Origin of the sequence: Pseudomonas sp. PA-7-1E (assembly GCF_021605325.1) — a bacterium.
Classification (GTDB): domain Bacteria; phylum Pseudomonadota; class Gammaproteobacteria; order Pseudomonadales; family Pseudomonadaceae; genus Aquipseudomonas; species Aquipseudomonas fluorescens_BV.
This window is the reverse complement of the sequence record NZ_WKFA01000024.1, coordinates 28,518-44,711: the sequence shown is the minus strand read 5'-3', so window position 1 is coordinate 44,711 and position 16,194 is coordinate 28,518. Positions and strand designations below refer to the sequence as shown.

The 16,194-nt window shown below is 60.8% G+C and carries 18 protein-coding genes; 13 read left to right on the top strand and 5 right to left on the bottom strand.

The genetic code is table 11. From position 1 onward, the window contains the following. From modC to GIW79_RS16950, 4 genes are all read left to right on the top strand, one after another. On the top strand, positions 1 to 1,080 hold the full coding sequence (modC, locus tag GIW79_RS16965) for a molybdenum ABC transporter ATP-binding protein (protein WP_103299632.1): 1,080 nt from the start codon (positions 1 to 3) through the stop codon (positions 1,078 to 1,080). Positions 1,081 to 1,154: 74 nt separating this feature from the next. Then, a complete protein-coding gene (locus GIW79_RS16960) occupies positions 1,155 to 2,204 on the top strand; it encodes a DNA topoisomerase IB (RefSeq protein ID WP_034127504.1) in 1,050 nt (349 codons plus the stop codon). Positions 2,205 to 2,327: 123 nt separating this feature from the next. Further along, positions 2,328 to 3,962 (top strand): ABC-F family ATP-binding cassette domain-containing protein, encoded by a 1,635-nt coding sequence (locus GIW79_RS16955; RefSeq protein ID WP_054897336.1) that lies wholly within the window; start codon positions 2,328 to 2,330, stop codon positions 3,960 to 3,962. Positions 3,963 to 4,031: 69 nt separating this feature from the next. After that, positions 4,032 to 4,736: a YoaK family protein gene (locus tag GIW79_RS16950; RefSeq protein ID WP_127881562.1), complete on the top strand. Its 705-nt coding sequence runs from the start codon at positions 4,032 to 4,034 to the stop codon at positions 4,734 to 4,736. A 148-nt stretch (positions 4,737 to 4,884) separates the two neighbouring features. Here the strand turns inward: GIW79_RS16950 and GIW79_RS16945 are convergent, their stop codons facing one another. From GIW79_RS16945 to GIW79_RS16930, 4 genes are all read right to left on the bottom strand, one after another. Then, positions 4,885 to 5,238 (bottom strand): hypothetical protein, encoded by a 354-nt coding sequence (locus tag GIW79_RS16945; RefSeq protein WP_072446567.1) that lies wholly within the window; start codon positions 5,236 to 5,238, stop codon positions 4,885 to 4,887. A gap of 173 nt (positions 5,239 to 5,411) precedes the next feature. After that, positions 5,412 to 5,723: an AzlD domain-containing protein gene (locus GIW79_RS16940; protein ID WP_014718527.1), complete on the bottom strand. Its 312-nt coding sequence runs from the start codon at positions 5,721 to 5,723 to the stop codon at positions 5,412 to 5,414. After that, entirely contained in the window at positions 5,720 to 6,415 is a 696-nt protein-coding gene (locus tag GIW79_RS16935) for an AzlC family ABC transporter permease (RefSeq protein ID WP_047710922.1), read from the bottom strand. The genes GIW79_RS16940 and GIW79_RS16935 overlap by 4 nt, the downstream gene beginning before the upstream one ends. A gap of 71 nt (positions 6,416 to 6,486) precedes the next feature. Continuing rightward, positions 6,487 to 6,702, bottom strand: coding sequence for a hypothetical protein (locus GIW79_RS16930; protein ID WP_003191339.1), 216 nt, complete (start codon positions 6,700 to 6,702; stop codon positions 6,487 to 6,489). A gap of 177 nt (positions 6,703 to 6,879) precedes the next feature. Here GIW79_RS16930 and GIW79_RS16925 point away from each other — a divergent pair, with 177 nt between their 5' ends. The 8 genes from GIW79_RS16925 to GIW79_RS16890 all read left to right on the top strand — a co-directional run bounded on the left by GIW79_RS16925 (position 6,880) and on the right by GIW79_RS16890 (position 14,727). Next, entirely contained in the window at positions 6,880 to 7,236 is a 357-nt protein-coding gene (locus GIW79_RS16925; protein WP_034127507.1) for a metalloregulator ArsR/SmtB family transcription factor, read from the top strand. A 19-nt stretch (positions 7,237 to 7,255) separates the two neighbouring features. Then, positions 7,256 to 8,539, top strand: coding sequence for an arsenic transporter (locus tag GIW79_RS16920; protein ID WP_236453516.1), 1,284 nt, complete (start codon positions 7,256 to 7,258; stop codon positions 8,537 to 8,539). 11 nt (positions 8,540 to 8,550) lie between these two features. Beyond that, the gene (locus GIW79_RS16915) at positions 8,551 to 9,033 is read left to right on the top strand and encodes an arsenate reductase ArsC (RefSeq protein WP_072446565.1); all 483 of its coding nucleotides are present in this window, start codon (positions 8,551 to 8,553) and stop codon (positions 9,031 to 9,033) included. Positions 9,034 to 9,309: 276 nt separating this feature from the next. Beyond that, a complete protein-coding gene (locus tag GIW79_RS16910) occupies positions 9,310 to 9,921 on the top strand; it encodes a LysE family transporter (RefSeq protein ID WP_054919097.1) in 612 nt (203 codons plus the stop codon). A 318-nt stretch (positions 9,922 to 10,239) separates the two neighbouring features. Further along, positions 10,240 to 10,533: a hypothetical protein gene (locus GIW79_RS16905; protein ID WP_054919099.1), complete on the top strand. Its 294-nt coding sequence runs from the start codon at positions 10,240 to 10,242 to the stop codon at positions 10,531 to 10,533. A 236-nt stretch (positions 10,534 to 10,769) separates the two neighbouring features. Continuing rightward, positions 10,770 to 13,484: a magnesium-translocating P-type ATPase gene (gene mgtA / locus GIW79_RS16900; RefSeq protein ID WP_236477390.1), complete on the top strand. Its 2,715-nt coding sequence runs from the start codon at positions 10,770 to 10,772 to the stop codon at positions 13,482 to 13,484. 64 nt (positions 13,485 to 13,548) lie between these two features. After that, on the top strand, positions 13,549 to 13,896 hold the full coding sequence (locus GIW79_RS16895; protein ID WP_003191350.1) for a DUF2493 domain-containing protein: 348 nt from the start codon (positions 13,549 to 13,551) through the stop codon (positions 13,894 to 13,896). 18 nt (positions 13,897 to 13,914) lie between these two features. Further along, positions 13,915 to 14,727 (top strand): hypothetical protein, encoded by an 813-nt coding sequence (locus GIW79_RS16890; RefSeq protein ID WP_127881566.1) that lies wholly within the window; start codon positions 13,915 to 13,917, stop codon positions 14,725 to 14,727. Here GIW79_RS16890 and GIW79_RS16885 read toward each other — a convergent pair. Next, positions 14,724 to 15,422 carry a tellurite resistance TerB family protein gene (locus GIW79_RS16885; protein ID WP_034127613.1) on the bottom strand — a complete coding sequence of 233 codons (699 nt, stop codon included), beginning with the start codon at positions 15,420 to 15,422 and terminating at the stop codon, positions 14,724 to 14,726. The genes GIW79_RS16890 and GIW79_RS16885 overlap by 4 nt on opposite strands. 124 nt (positions 15,423 to 15,546) lie before the next feature. On the opposite strand from GIW79_RS16885, the gene GIW79_RS16880 reads away from it, so the two are divergent. Beyond that, positions 15,547 to 16,074 carry a DinB family protein gene (locus tag GIW79_RS16880; protein ID WP_236453511.1) on the top strand — a complete coding sequence of 176 codons (528 nt, stop codon included), beginning with the start codon at positions 15,547 to 15,549 and terminating at the stop codon, positions 16,072 to 16,074. Positions 16,075 to 16,194 lie beyond the last annotated feature (120 nt).

The window sequence follows — 16,194 nt, the reverse complement described above, 5'->3', positions numbered from 1 at the left end:
ATGATGGATATACGCCTGCACCTGAAGTATTGCGCCTTCACACTGGATGTTGACCTGCAATTGCCCGGCCGTGGCGTGAGCGCGCTGTACGGGCATTCTGGCTCCGGCAAGACCACGTGCCTGCGCTGCATCGCCGGATTGGAACGCGCCGAACACGGTTTTGTACAAGTCAACGGCGAGGTCTGGCAAGACAGCAGCAAAGGGATGTTTGTACCGCCGCATAAACGCGCTCTGGGCTATGTGTTCCAGGAGGCGAGCCTGTTTGCGCACCTGTCGGTGCGCGCCAATCTGGAGTTCGGCCTCAAACGTATTCCGCGCCCGCAACGGCGCGTGGACTTGGCGCAGGCCACCGAACTGTTGGGCATCGGGCACTTGCTTGAGCGTCACCCGCAACACTTGTCCGGCGGCGAGCGCCAACGCATCGGCATCGCCCGCGCCTTGCTCACCAGCCCCAAGTTGTTGTTGATGGATGAACCGCTGGCGGCCCTGGACAGCCAGCGCAAAAGCGAGATATTGCCTTACCTGGAACGCCTGCACGACGAGCTGGATATCCCGGTGCTGTACGTCAGCCATGCCCAGGACGAAGTGGCGCGACTGGCCGACCATATTGTCTTGCTCAGCGACGGCAAGGCCCTGGCCAGCGGCCCGATCGGCGAGACCCTGGCGCGCCTCGACCTGCCCTTGGCGCTGGGCGACGATGCCGGCGTGGTGATCGCCGGCAGCGTCGTTGCCTACGACGCGCACTATCAGTTGCTCACTCTGCAGTTGCCCGATTGCCCGTTGCAGATGCGCGTGGCCCATGTCCCGCTGGCGGTGGGCAGCCCGCTGCGGGTCAAGGTCCAGGCACGGGATGTAAGCCTGAGCCTGCAGGCCCAGGAACACAGCAGCATCCTCAACCGCTTGCCGGTGACCGTCACCCAGACTATTGGCGCGGACAACAGCGCCCACGTGCTGGTGCGCCTCGACGCCGGCGGCACGCCCTTGCTGGCACGCATCACGCGCTTCTCACACGACCAGTTGCAACTGCATCCGGGCCAGACACTGTGGGCGCAAATCAAGGCGGTGGCGGTGCTGGCTTAACCATTTGGCACGACCGCAGGGTGCTGCGGTCAATCAGACATACCGGCCGGATTTGTTGCCAAGGAAACCGCCCCATGCCTGACTCTTCGCTACCCGCCGACCTGCCCCGCGACCTGCATTATGTGGATGACACCCAGCCCGGCATCCGCCGTAAAAAAGTGCGAGGCAAGTTCCAGTATCTGAACGCCAAGGGCGAGCGCATTACCGACGCGGACGAAATAAAACGCCTGAACGCCTTGGCGGTGCCGCCCGCCTACACCGACGTGTGGATCTGTGCCGACCCTCGCGGCCACCTGCAAGCCACCGGCCGCGACGCCCGTGGCCGCAAGCAATACCGTTACCACCCACGCTGGCGCGAGGTGCGCGACAGCGACAAGTACTCGCGCTTGCAGGCTTTTGGCGCCGCGTTGCCCAAATTGCGCAAACAGCTCGAAGCTCAAATCGCCGAGCCGGGGTTTACCCGCGAAAAGGTGTTGGCCACGGTGGTGATGTTGCTGGACGCCACGCTGATCCGCGTCGGCAATACCCAATATGCCCGTGAAAACAAATCCTACGGGCTGACCACCTTGCGCAACCGCCATGTGGACATCAAGGGCAGTGAGATCCAGTTCCAGTTTCGTGGCAAGAGTGGCGTGGAGCACCAAGTCAGCGTCAAGGATCGGCGCCTGGCCCGGGTGGTCAAGCGTTGCATGGAATTGCCAGGGCAAAACCTGTTCCAGTACCTGGACGAAGACGGTGAGCGGCATACCGTCAGCTCCCAGGACGTCAACGACTACCTGCACAGCCTGACCGGCGAAGACTTTACCGCCAAGGACTACCGCACCTGGGCTGGTACAGCAATGGCGCTGGCAGTGTTGCGCGAGTTGGCGTGGCAGCCCGAATCCGACGCCAAGCGGCATGTGGTGGCGATGGTCAAGGATGTCTCCCGGCAGTTGGGCAATACGCCGGCGGTGTGCCGCAAGTGTTATATCCATCCGGCGGTGCTCGAGCATTTCAGCCTCGGCGAGTTGTCGAAGTTGCCCAAGCCGCGGGTGCGCAAAGGCTTGAAAGCCGAAGAAGTCGCGCTGGCGATGTTCCTGGAAAAACTGGCCGAAGACTTGCCGCACAAAGTTAAGGTGGGTTAGGCTCTGCCTCCCTTCTGACTCACGGGATGACCGCCGACGTGAACATCTAAGCCTTCCAAAATGTATCTGCAACGAGCCGCTGGCGCGCTTGTTGGCCTGTTCGACATTTTTTTGGAGGTGCTGATGACTGACGTCAAACGGCTGCCCGCTCTTGTTTCCCTGCAACACCTGTCTTTCCAGTTCGCCAATGGCGAAACCTTGCTGGCCGACGTGAACCTGTCCATTGATCAAACGCCTACCGGTATCGTCGGGCGCAATGGACGGGGCAAAAGTATCCTGGCCAAGTTGATGGCCGGCGTGCTGCTGCCCTCCTCCGGCACGTTGAAAAAACCGGCCCATGTTGCCTATGTGCCCCAGGCCATCACGGCTCAACCAGGGCAAACCATCGCCGATATCACCGCAACTGCCGCAGCCTTGGCTGCCCTTGCACGTATGGCCCAGGGCGATGCACGCCTCGGTGACCTGGAGCTGATCGACGATCGCTGGGACCTCGCCGAGCGCCTGCGCCAGGCACTGGATGCAGCGGGTTTGCAGACCCTCAGTGCCAGTACCCCGGCCGATCAACTCAGCGGTGGCCAACTCGCCAGGGTCGCGCTGATCGGGGCGTTGTTGGCTGCGCCGCAGTTGCTGATTCTGGATGAGCCCAGTAACCACCTTGATGCTGCCGGGCGCGATTGGCTGTTGCGTGTGTTGCGCGATTGGCGAGGTGGCCTGGTGGTGGTCAGCCATGATCGACAGTTGCTCAACGTCATGGGTCGCATCATTGAGCTTTCGCCCCTTGGCATTCAGGTCTACGGCGGCAACTACGACGCCTATCGCCAGCAACGCGATACTCACCAGCAGGCCGCGATTGCTGCGTGGGAACAGGCGCGTCTGGCCCGCAGCCGTGAGCGTCGGCGTCTGCAAAAAGACCACGACGACCTGCAGCGCCATGCCGCACGCGCACGTAAACAGGCCGAGACCGCCAACGTCGACCGTTTTACCAAGGCGCGCTGGAAAAGCGCAGCAAAGGAGATCGTCAGCAGCGTGCGTAGCGCCCATCATGCGTGCAAAAACCAACTCGACGCCCAGGTGCGCCAGGCTTACGAGCGCGTGGCGGATGAGACGCCCACACTGCTCGCATTATCAGGCTCGACCGTCCCCAATGGCCGCCAGGTACTGGTGCTGGAGCAGGCGCAATTGCCCTGGCTTGATCCCCTGGCACCCGTCAGCTACCTGACGCTCAACCTGACGGGCCCGGCTCGCGTTGCCGTGCGTGGGCCGAACGGTTGCGGCAAATCGACCTTGCTCAAACTGCTGGCCGGCCACTGGCAGGCGGTCAGTGGCAAGTGCAGCGTAGCGGTGCCCAGTGCGTACATTGATCAGCACCTGGCGCTGCTGGACGACCGGCGCAGCCTTGTCGAGCAACTCAACCTGCTCGACACGCCGCTGGCCGAAGCCGAACTGCGCACACGTCTGGCGTTTTTGCAGCTGGACGCGCTGCGGGTTACGCAGCCGGCAGGGCAACTCAGCGGCGGCGAGCGCTTGAAAGCCGCGATGGCCCTGGCCTTGTGGCGTGATACACCGGCGCAATTACTGTTGTTGGATGAACCCACCAATCACCTGGACCTGGAGTCAGTGCTAGCGTTTGAGCAGGCTTTGAAGGGGTTTACCGGCGCGCTGCTGGCCGTATCACACGACGAGGCATTCTTGCAGGCGATCGAGCCGACTCACCATCTGACGTGGCACGCCACCGGCTGGCAACTGGAGCGTGTCTGAGGTCATTGCGCGGACAGGCAAAGCGCCCTACGGTAGTGGCCGGATAATCTCACCGAGGAAACCAGCCCCATGCTGCCTTCGTCCCGCAAGCCTTACACCAATGCCACGCTCGCCCGTCGTCAGCGCTGGCGCGGGCGCGTGGGCTTGATGCTGGTGGCCTGCCTGTCGGTGCTGGCGGGCATGACCGATGCGATTGGTTTTATGGCCAGCGGCGATTTCGTCTCGTTCATGAGTGGTAACACCACGCGCCTGGCGGTGGCCATCAGTGCGGGCGACCTGGGGCTCACCGGGCGCCTGGTATTGCTGGTCGCCACCTTCGTGGTCGGCAATGCCTTGGGCGTGCTGGTCAGCCGTTTCAGCAAGCGCCATGCGTTGCCCTTATTACTGTGCATCGGCGCCTTGCTCTGCGCTGCGGCGTTGTGGCCATCGACCGGCACCTTGCCCGCGTTGCTCGCGGCTATCATTGCCATGGGCATGCTCAACGCGGCCGTCGAGGAAGTGAACGGGCTGCCGGTGGGGCTGACCTACGTCACCGGAGCGCTGTCACGCTTTGGTCGCGGGCTCGGCCGTTGGTTATTGGGGGAGCGCCGCAATGGCTGGCGCGTGCAATTGATTCCGTGGGGCGGGATGTTCATTGGCGCTGTGATCGGTGCACTGCTGGAACAGCAGATGGGCCTGCGCGCATTGTGGGTCAGTGGTGCGTTGGCTGCGGCCTTGGGGGTGGCGACACTGTTGATTCCGCGACGCTGGCACTTGGGTTTCATGCCCCGGTGAGGTTGGGGTGGAGGAGCTCGTTCGACGTTTAAGCCTCGACATCCGTGTACCGGTAAAGAGCCATCACGTCGAACGAGCACGTGAATCATAAGCCAATGCCCGGCGGCTGTCCCGCCAGGCGTTTCGGAATATGACTAAGGCAACCGACTTACAGACAAGTGGCCAGTGCTGCCAGGCGACGTTTGGCCGGCATATTGTCCTGTGCTGCATAGTAGTTGACCGTAGAACCCGCGCCGGTGCTGAGTACATCGACAAAGTAATCGCCAGCGGTGGTATACACCGTAAAACCACCCGCCTCGGTCGCTTCCTTGAAGCCGCCAGCATCGACGCCGAACACGCTTTCATCCTGCCAGCCGAACTGGATGCACTGGGCAACGACCAGAGTGGCCTTGTCTGATGCCAGGGTCTTGTAGGGGCTGCCTGCGCGCGCTTCCTTCATCTTCGAACCGGCGCAACCGGTCAGTGCCGCCAGTATCAATGCGCCCATTACCACTTTGTGCATGCCATTGCTTCCTTGGAAAAACCGTGACTCTACCACTGTGCGTCTGCCAACTGACGCGCCCATGAACTTTGTTTCACTGTGAAGGGCAAACACGCCGCCTATAGTGGCCAGGCTCATTTTTTAGAAGTCTCCCTTCTGCCCGCCACCCCGCGGGCTTTTTTTTTGCCCGGGTGTCAAAACCACCAACGGAACAGATAGAACAGCGCCATGCTCAATAGCACCGTGGTCAACACGCTGCGCGTCCAGTACATCAACGCCACGGCGCAGATGCCGGCCAGCAGATAAGGGTTGCTCGGGCTCAGGTTGAGCCGATGGTCAGCCAGGAAAATAATCGGCCCGCAGATCGCGGTGAGCATGCCCGGCACGGCGAAGCCCAGAAATTCACGCGCACCGCGATTGAGCCGTACCGGCAAGCGCGGCTCGATAAACAGGTAACGGTTGAAGAACACCACCAGGCCCATGGCCACAATCATCAGGTAAATCATCGTTGCCCCACTCCCAGCCGTTTACAGGCAAACCCCGCGCTCATCCCCAACACACCCGAGACCACCACCGCCGACTCCCAGTGCAGATAACTCAACCAGACCGAGCTCAGCAGTGCCACGGCAACGCATACCACCGTGGGCACGTCGCGCACCACGGGGGTGATCAAGGCAATAAAGGTCGCGGCAATCGAGAACTCCAGCCCCAATTGATCAAGGCCGGGAATGCTTTTGCCCAGCACAATGCCGGCGAGGGTGAAGAGGTTCCAGATCAGGTAAAACGTCAGGCCGACGCCCAAGGCGTACCAGCGATTGAAGGTCTCGCGGTCGTAGTGGTTGACCAGGGCAAAGAATTCATCGGTCAACAAGAACCCCAGGCTCATGCGCCAACGGGTGTTGAGCGAAGACAGCGTAGGACGCATGTGCATGCCATAGAGCAGATGCTGGGATGTGAGCAGCAAGGTGGTCAGCACGATGGAAATCAGGCTGGCACCGCTCTTGACCATGCCGATGGCCACCAGTTGTGCGGCACCGGCAAACACAATGGCAGACAAGCCTTGGGCTTGCAGCGGGGTAAATTGCGCGTCGATGGCCATGGAGCCGGCCAGCAACCCCCAGGGCGCACAGGCCAGGGATAAGGGAATGACGGCGATGGCGCCGCGGGTGAAGGCGTAATGAGGTAATGCAGTGGGCATGGAAGCGGCTCATCGACAGACAGTCGACAAGCATGCCAGCACGAACGAAAGCTTGTCTTGAACGATCTTGCTCAGGCGAGCTTTACCGAAACCTGCTCCACCGAATCCCGGGCTTCGCGCAATTCATACGCATCCTGGTTCAGCCGGTGGATGGTATTGAGCAGGCGCTGGCGCAGCACTTCATCGCCGAGTTTTTCCACGGCGCGCATCAGGTCGAAGGCCGCGGTTTCGTTATTTTCCGCGACGGAATCCAGGGTCTTGCGCAGGTTGCGGGTGGCTCGGGTCACGCGGGGTCTTCCTTCATCAGCAATGGGCAGGCACGTTAGGACATTTGTGTTTCATTTTAATTTCAAACAGTTGTGGCGCTTTTAAAGGGATTTGATCCATATCAATTGAAACAAGATTTGACCTGCATATATGGAAATACGTATATTCGAATATATCCACTTGAAAAGTCCTTGACCATGTCAGACCTCTTCTCTCCTCCCACCCTGTTCAAGTGCCTGGCCGATGCCACCCGTGCACGGGTGACCTTACTGATCCTGCGCGAGGGCGAACTTTGCGTGTGTGAGTTGATCCATGCCTTGGACGACAGCCAGCCAAAAATCTCCCGCCATCTCGCGCAATTGCGCAGTTGCGGGCTACTGGTGGACCGACGTCAAGGGCAATGGATCTACTACCGCATCAATCCGGCACTGCCCGCCTGGGTCACCCAGGTGCTCGACACTACCCTACAAGCCAACCAGCCATGGTTGCAGGATGACGCACTGCGTCTGAATGCAATGGGCGACAGACCACAACGGGCCAGCACCTGCTGCTGAGCCATCGGAGCGTTTATTCATGCTTGTCGCAATTGCGATTTTCCTCGTCACCATCGTGCTGGTCATCTGGCAACCCAAGGAGCTGGGCGTTGGCTGGAGTGCCACACTGGGCGCGATTCTGGCGCTGGCCTGCGGGGTGATCAGCCTGGCGGACATCCCGGCGGTGTGGCACATCATCTGGAACGCCACCGGCACCTTCGTCGCGCTGATCATCATCAGCCTGTTGCTGGACGAAGCCGGTTTCTTCGCCTGGACGGCGCTGCATGTGGCGCGCTGGGGGCGTGGCCGCGGCCGGCGGTTGTTTGCCTATATGGTGTTGCTGGGTGCGCTGGTATCGGCGCTGTTTGCCAACGACGGTGCGGCGTTGATCCTGACGCCTATCGTGATGTCGATGCTGCTGGCCTTGCGCTTTTCCCCGGCGGCGACCCTGGCCTTCGTCATGGGCGCAGGGTTTATCGCCGACACGGCGAGCCTGCCGCTGGTGGTGTCGAACCTGGTGAATATCGTCTCGGCGGACTATTTCAAGATTGGCTTCAACGAATACGCCGCGGTGATGGTGCCGGTGAACCTGGTCAGTGTCGCCGCCACGCTCGCGGTGCTGCTGTGGTTTTTCCGCCGGGATATTCCGCAGACCTACAACCCGTCCGACCTGGAAGATCCCGCCAGTGCCATCCATGACCGTGCGACCTTTCGTGCCGGCTGGTGGGTACTCGGTATTTTGCTGGTCGGCTGTTTCGCTCTGGAACCATTGGGCATTCCCATCAGTGCGATCTCGGCGTTCTGTGCGGTACTGCTGCTGGTGATTGCTGCCAAAGGTCATCAAATTTCCACGCGTAAAGTCCTCAAGGAAGCCCCGTGGCAGATCGTGATTTTTTCCCTGGGCATGTACCTGGTGGTCTATGGCCTGCGTAACGCCGGCCTGACCGACTACCTGGCCACCTGGCTTGACACCTTCGCCACCTATGGTGTGTGGGGCGCGGCCATGGGCACCGGGGTGCTGACAGCGCTGCTCTCATCAGCCATGAATAACCTGCCGACCGTGCTGATTGGCGCGTTGTCCATCGAGTCCAGCCATGCCGTGGGCGTGGTCAAGGACGCGATGATCTACGCCAATGTGATCGGCAGCGACCTGGGCCCGAAAATCACCCCCATCGGCAGCCTGGCCACCTTGTTGTGGTTGCATATCCTGGCACGCAAAGGCATCACCATCACCTGGGGTTACTACTTCAAGGTCGGGATCGTGCTGACCCTGCCCGTCCTGCTGATCACCCTCGCCGCCCTCGCCTTGCGCCTGAGCGTCTAATGGAGACTGCAATGAAAGTGCTGTTCATGTGTACCGCCAACAGCTGCCGCAGCATCTTGTCCGAAGCGATGTTCAACCACCTGGCGCCGCCGGGCTTTGAAGCGATCAGCGCCGGCAGTTTTCCCAAGGGCCAGGTCTTGCCCCGTAGCCTGAGCACGCTGCAGGCGGCGGGCATCAGCATCGAAGGTTTGTACAGCAAGGGCAATGAGGCCTTTCAAGACAGCCCGCCGGATGTGGTCATCACCGTGTGCGATAAAGCAGCCGGTGAAGCGTGCCCCGTATATTTCGGCCCAGCGGTGAAGACGCATTGGGGCCTGGAGGACCCTTCCGAAGTGCAGGGTGACGAGGCGCAAGTAGAGGCTGCATTCAAGGCCACCCTCGACATTATCACCGCACGCTGCGAGGCGTTTTTTGCGCTGCCCTTTGCACGTCTATCGCCGGATGAATTGAAGGCTGAACTCCACCGCATTGCCTCAACGCCGCAGCCTGTGTAGGAGCAAGCTTGCTCGCGAAAAACTCATAGGCACCGCGGTCATTCAGGAAACGCGCGTTATCGTTGACGCTTTTCGCGAGCAAGCTCGCTCCTACAGGGGGCGCTGATTCTGTGGGCAATACACGGCCAGTGTGGGAGCTGGCTTGCCTGCGATAGCGGTGGTTCAGTTGAAGATTCAGTCGCTGACGCGCCGCCATCGCGGGCGTTCCTACAGAGGGCGTGGTATCCCTCTCTCGGACTGACGTATGCTCTGGCACTTTCTCGAAAGGAACTGAGCATGCTGTCGATCTTTGTCTATGCGCTGGTATTCGGTTTTGTATTTTGCCTTTCCCCTGGCGCCGTGCTGGCAGAGACTCTGCGCCGCGGCTTGCTCCATGGCTTCACGCCGGCGTTGCTGGTGCAGTTCGGCTCACTGGTGGGCGACGCCGTCTGGGCCGTGATTGGCCTCACCGGTATCGCACTGCTGATCCAGCATGATGCAGTGCGGGTTCCACTTACAATCGTCTGCGCGCTGTACCTGGCCTGGCTGGGCATTCGCAGCCTGATTGATGCCTGGCAGCTACCGGCAATGGACAATGCCCCTGCCAGCTCAGGCAAAAATGCGTTGGCGGTGGGCGCGGCGATTTCCTTGGCTAATCCGAAAAACATCGTCTACTGGGGCGCCTTGGGCAGCGCACTGTCGGGGATTGTCGGCACCACCCCCAGTCACGGGCAGACCCTGATGTTTTTTGCCGGCTTCATGCTGGCGTCGGTACTCTCGTGTTTTCTTACCGCCGCCTTGGTGAACCTGCTACGCAAGAACGCATCACCGACTTGGCAGCGTGCGAGTTATGCGGCCTGCGGTTTAGTATTGATCTATCTGGCACTCCTCGCCGCGCAAGGTGTATGAAGTTATTCAATCCACAACTTACGCGCGCCTCTTGTCTGAACAAACTCTGAACACTGGTTAATTTAATTAATCATACGTTGACATTCACTGACGCCCTGAGTAGATTGCCCGTGCCCGCAACTGGGGCCTTTTTTAAACCTCACAAAAGAAGCCAATGGACACAGTATCTAGTCGCTGTCCGAGCACCGCCTTTGCGGGCATCGGGCGCCAAACCCAGAATATGACAGGACTCGCGTTCCAGGTCCGGTAAGCTGCGCTAGAGCTTGATGCTCCACCGTAACTGCCTCACCGGTCGCCCGTCCGGTCCCGAGGTGTGTTATGACCTTCCAACTCCTTGTTTTGCCTGATACGCGCACACTGGTCGCAGCCCTGCGCGCCAAGCTGTGCCGAGCGCCGGCGGGCTTTTCGCCAACCCGCTCGACCTTTGTCACACCCTCCCCTCAAGTGCGCCCAGCCCCGCCGCTGGCGCACTGGCGTATCTGCCCTGAAAGCGGCCACCTGGTGCAGCACTGGGATCATGCCGACCCTCAAGACCCGCAGAGACCCCAGGTTTCCTGCCTGGCGCAAGCGCGCTTGATGCTCGGTTTCTACCTGAGTACTCGCGCCGCCTGACCTCGCTGGAAACAGCAACTTTCTTATTGATGACCCTGGAGTTCTTTATGAACACGTCCAGTAGTAGCCTGCTGCACGCTAGTTAACTAACGTGCTGTTAGCGGGCCCTTCAGAAGTTATGTGAATACTTTATTTGAACCGATCGCGAAGTCCGCGGCTCGGCATGCTTTCGCTCGCCTGTCTGCAGGTAAGTAGTGGGTATGTTTTGTCGAGAATTGGCGACAGGAGTACAGACAATGAGCGCCGTAAAAAACACGCCTCTGCACAAGAAAAATGGCACCGCCCCCGACACCAGGCTGTCGATGCGTGCCGCCCGCGAAGCCCACAATGGCCTGGCGGCCACCCTCGCCAATGTACGCGCCACCCAGGACGGCCTGACCGAACTGGACGCCTCGGCGCGCCTGCAACGCGAAGGCTATAACGAAGTGGCCCATGACAAGCCGCCACACGCTATCGTCCAGTTCCTGCAGGCACTGAACAACCCCTTCATCTACGTGCTGTTGACCCTGGGCGGTATCAGCTTTGTCACCGACTATTGGTTGCCACTTCAGGCAGGTGAAGAAGTCGACCTGACCAAAGTCATCATCATCATGACCATGGTGTTGCTCAGCAGCCTGCTGCGTTTCTGGCAAGAACACCGCTCGGCCAAATCCGCAGAAGCCCTCAAGGCCATGGTACGCACCACCGCCACCGTGCTGCGCCGCGAGCAGGTTGGCGCCCAGCCGGTCTTGCGCGAAGTGCCGATGCGCGACCTGGTGGCCGGCGACATCGTGCAGCTGTCAGCCGGCGACATGATCCCCGCGGATATCCGCCTGATCGAGTCCCGCGACCTGTTTATCAGCCAGGCCGTGCTGACCGGCGAAGCCTTGCCGGTGGAGAAGTACGACACCCTGGGCGATGTCACGCAAAAGTCCGCCTCTACCCTGGCCGCCGACCAGGGCAACCTGCTGGACTTGCCGAACATCTGCTTCATGGGCACCAACGTGGTCAGCGGCCGCGCCAAAGCAGTGGTGGTGGCAACAGGGCCGCGCACTTACTTTGGCTCCCTGGCCAAGGCTATTGTCGGCTCGCGGGTGCAAACCGCCTTCGACCGGGGCGTGAACAGTGTCAGCTGGCTGCTGATCCGCTTCATGCTGGTGATGGTACCCATCGTGTTTTTCCTCAATGGCTTCTCCAAGGGCGATTGGGGCGATGCCTTCCTGTTTGCCCTGGCGGTAGCCGTCGGCCTTACCCCGGAAATGCTGCCGATGATCGTCAGCGCCAACCTGGCCAAGGGTGCTACGGCCATGGCCAAGCGCAAAGTGGTGGTCAAGCGCCTCAATGCGATCCAGAACTTCGGTTCGATGGACGTGCTGTGCACCGACAAGACCGGCACCCTCACCCAGGACAAGATCATCCTCGAGCATCACGTCAATGCCTTTGGCCAGCGCGATGACGCCGTGCTGTCCCTGGCCTGGCTCAACAGCTTTCACCAGAGCGGCATGAAAAACCTGATGGACCAGGCGGTGGTGCAGTTCTCGGAACAAAACCCCAAGTTCCAGGTGCCGTTTGCCTACAGCAAGGTCGATGAATTGCCGTTCGACTTTGTCCGTCGTCGCCTGTCGATCGTGGTCAAGGATGCCGCCGGTGACCAGTTGCTGGTATGCAAGGGCGCGGTGGAAGAGATGCTGAGCATTTCTACCCATGTCATGGAGGCCGGCGAAGCCTTGCCCCTGGATGACCGCCGTCGTGAAGCGCTACTGGCGCTCGCCAATGATTACAACGAAGACGGTTTCCGCGTGCTGGTGGTAGCGACCCGCAATATTCCTAAAGCGCTGGCACGCCAGCAGTACACCACCAGCGACGAACGCAACCTGATGATCCAGGGCTTCCTGACCTTCCTGGACCCACCGAAGGAAACCGCAGGCCCGGCCATTGCGGCGCTGCAACAGATTGGTGTGGCGATCAAGGTGTTGACCGGCGACAACGCCGTGGTCACCAGCAAGATCTGCCGCCAGGTTGGCCTGGAACCCGGCCAGCCGCTGCTGGGCGTGGAAATCGAAGCCATGGACGACGCCACCCTGCTGCGCCGCGTAGAAGAGCGCACCGTATTCGCCAAGCTCACGCCGCTGCAAAAATCCCGCGTGCTCAAGGCGCTGCAAACCAACGGTCACACCGTCGGCTTCCTCGGTGACGGTATCAACGATGCACCTGCGCTGCGGGATGCCGATGTGGGTATTTCGGTGGACAGCGGCACCGACATCGCCAAGGAATCGGCCGACATCATCCTGCTGGAAAAGAGCCTGATGGTGCTGGAAGAAGGCGTGCTCAAGGGCCGCGAAACCTTCGGCAATATCATGAAGTACCTGAACATGACTGCCAGCTCCAACTTCGGCAACGTGTTCTCGGTGCTGGTGGCCAGTGCGTTCATCCCGTTCATGCCGATGCTGGCGATCCATCTGCTGCTGCAGAACCTAATGTACGACATCTCCCAACTGGCCCTGCCTTGGGACAAGATGGACAAGGAATACCTGGCCAAGCCACGCAAGTGGGATGCGAAAAACATCGGACGCTTCATGATCTGGATCGGGCCGACCTCGTCGATCTTCGACATCACCACCTTTGCGCTGATGTGGTACGTGTTCTCGGCCAACAGTGTGGAAATGCAGACGCTGTTCCAGTCCGGCTGGTTTATCGAAGGGCTGCTCTCGCAAACCCTGGTGGTGCATATGCTGCGCACCCGCAAGATCCCGTTCTTCCAGAGCACGGCCGCCTGGCCGGTGTTGATGATGACCTGCATCGTGATCGCCCTGGGCATCTACGTGCCGTTCTCACCGCTGGGCACCCTGGTGGGCCTGCAACCGCTGCCGCTGGCGTACTTCCCATGGCTGGTGGGCACCTTGCTGGCTTACTGCTGCGTCGCCCAACTGATGAAGACGATCTACATCCGCCGCTTCAAACAGTGGTACTGACCCTCCCCGCCGTTCAAACGCAGGCGGCCGCCCGGTCGCCTGCGTGCAATACAAGGATTTGCTCATGCGCGTGTTGATCTGTGCAGGTCGTCATTACGCCGACACCAAAAAGTCCCGCCATGTGCTGGACGCTTACCACCGCCTGCGCCCGGTGCAGGTACTGATCCACGGCGGCAACCAGTTCCTGGGCAGCGAGATCGAGGAATGGGCCCGGGAAATCGGTATCGACGTAGTGCGTTATCCACCCAATTGGCAGCGCCATGGCAAACAGGCGGAACGCCAGCGCAATCACTTCATGCTGGCCGACAGCCGCCCCGATCTGATCATTGCCCTGCCGGGCGGTGACGATACCTCAGAGCTGGTTTGCCAGGCCAAAGCCAGCGGCATTTCGGTGCTGACCGTAGAAAGCTGAACTCAAGCGAGGTGCATCATGCACAAAAAACACACGCCGGCACGCCGCGACGGGTTTGCCAAATATCGCGCACGCCACTCTCGCCACACCCTGCTGTTACTGCCGCCAGCAAAGCGCCGTGCATTGCAGCGCAACCTGATCTTTATCGGCATGACCCTGGGCCTTGTCTTGGTGGCCGCGTTGATTTCAAAAGCGCAAGCCGCAGGCGGCGCTTATGTGGTTGACGACGGCGCGATCAACACGCCGGGTGAATGCAATGTCGACGCCTGGTACAGCGCCCAGCGGCACGCGGGCAGTACCCATAACAGCACCTTGTCGCCCGCCTGCACGTTCAGCGCCATGCCAGCCGTGCAATGGGGCGCCGCGTTGTCACGGGCCGTGGATGCAGGCAAAGGCGAGACGCAGATCAGCCCGCAAGCCAAGGTGCAGGTGCTGTCACGGCAAGACTTGGGCTTGGAACTGGCGATTGCTGTCGGGGCGCATGTCGCGCTGGACCGCCATCACGGGCTTGACGGCGCAGACCTGAACATCCCCCTGACATGGCAACCCCTGGATGCCTTGCGCCTGAACCTGAACGCCGGCTGGAGCCACGCCTACAACGACGGTGATCAACAACATCGCCTGACCTGGGGCACGGGGTTCGAATATCAGTTGGCAGAGAAGCTCACGCTGATTGGCGAGCGGTATGGCCAGGAAGGCGGCGAACAGGCCTGGCAGGCTGGGCCACGTTTGCACATTGGTGAATTTGTTGACGTGGACCTGCTGGTTGGGCGCAGCCTGATTGGCGATCGCGCCCAGTGGCTGACCACTGGGGCGACGCTGAGGTTCTAGGCTTTGGCCTGCTGCTCCAGATGCAGCTGCAATTGCGGATCGATTTGCAACTGACCGGCCAGGTCGTCGAGGTAATTGCGCTCGGCGTCCTGCTGATCATTGACCAGCATCACGCTCGCCAGGTAAATCTCCGCAGCGAGTGCGGGGTCATTGGCATACTCGGCAAAATCGGCGGCATCCAGGGGCTTGGCGACTTCGGCGTCGAGCCACTGCTGCAGCTGTGGGTCGTCGGTATGACGGCCGATCTCGGCAGAAATCATCTGCTGCTCTTGCGCATCGATTTTGCCATCGGCCTTGGCCGCCGCGATCAACGCACGCAGTACGCCGTGGCTATGGGCTTCGGCTTCAGGCCCTTCAAGCTGGTCAACGGTCTGGATAGCTTGCTGCGGTGCCGAAGCCTGTTGGCGTTGCCAGGCTTGATACGCCTGGAAGGCCGCCATCCCCAGGGACGCCAGCGCCGCGTAGTTCATCCCACCGCCGCTGCGCGTCTGGGTAGTACCACCTGCCGGAGCGCCGCCCAACAAGCCGCCCAGGCCACCTAATAAACCACCCAAACCGCCACCCGCCGCAGACGCATTGCCGGTGCCGGCGCCCTTCAACAACCCTCCAAGCAACCCGCCCAGGCCGCCGCCCGAAGCCCCGCCGCCTTGCTGCCCTGCACGCAACAGTTGTTCCAGTAGATCGCTGGTATTCATGGTGTCGCCCTCCGGGGCGCAATAGTGGCATTGATCAAACATAGTCCTCCCGCGATGGAACACCATGACCGTCGGGCGGGCAAGCTTTATGATGGCGCCATCACGCCAAGAAGGGAGAACCGCGGTGAACCGCATCGAGCACATTGCGCTGATGGCCACCTATAACCAATGGATGAACCGCAAGGTCTACGACGCCGCCGCCGCCCTGACGCACGCGCAGTTGACCCTGGACCGCCAAGCGTTTTTCGGTTCGATCTTCGGCACCTTGAACCACCTGATGCTGGGTGACACCGTCTGGCTCAAGCGCTTCGCCGAACACCCGGCCAACTTTGCGGCCTTGGCGCCGCTGAACGGGGTTGCCACGCCCGGCGACCTCAAGCAACTGGCCTTCGCCAGTCTTGCCGAACTAGCGGCCCATCGCGCCTGGCTGGATCAACTCATCATCGATTGGGCCCACAGCCTGCAAGAGCCCCACCTCGACCAACGCCTGCGTTATCACAACATGCGCGGCGTGGCCGCCGAGAAACCCTTCTTCGGTTTGCTGGTGCACTTTTTCAACCACCAGACTCATCACTGCGGCCAGGTGACGACACTGCTGAGCCAGGCGGGTGTGGACGTGGGGGTCACCGACTTGCTGGCACTGATTGACTGAAGGCCGACACGGTCAATGTGGGAGCTGGCTTGCCTGCGATGGTGTAACAGGTTCATACCTGTGACTGACACATCGCTATCGCAGGCAAGCCAGCTCCCACAGTTGCCCTATATTGCCCAC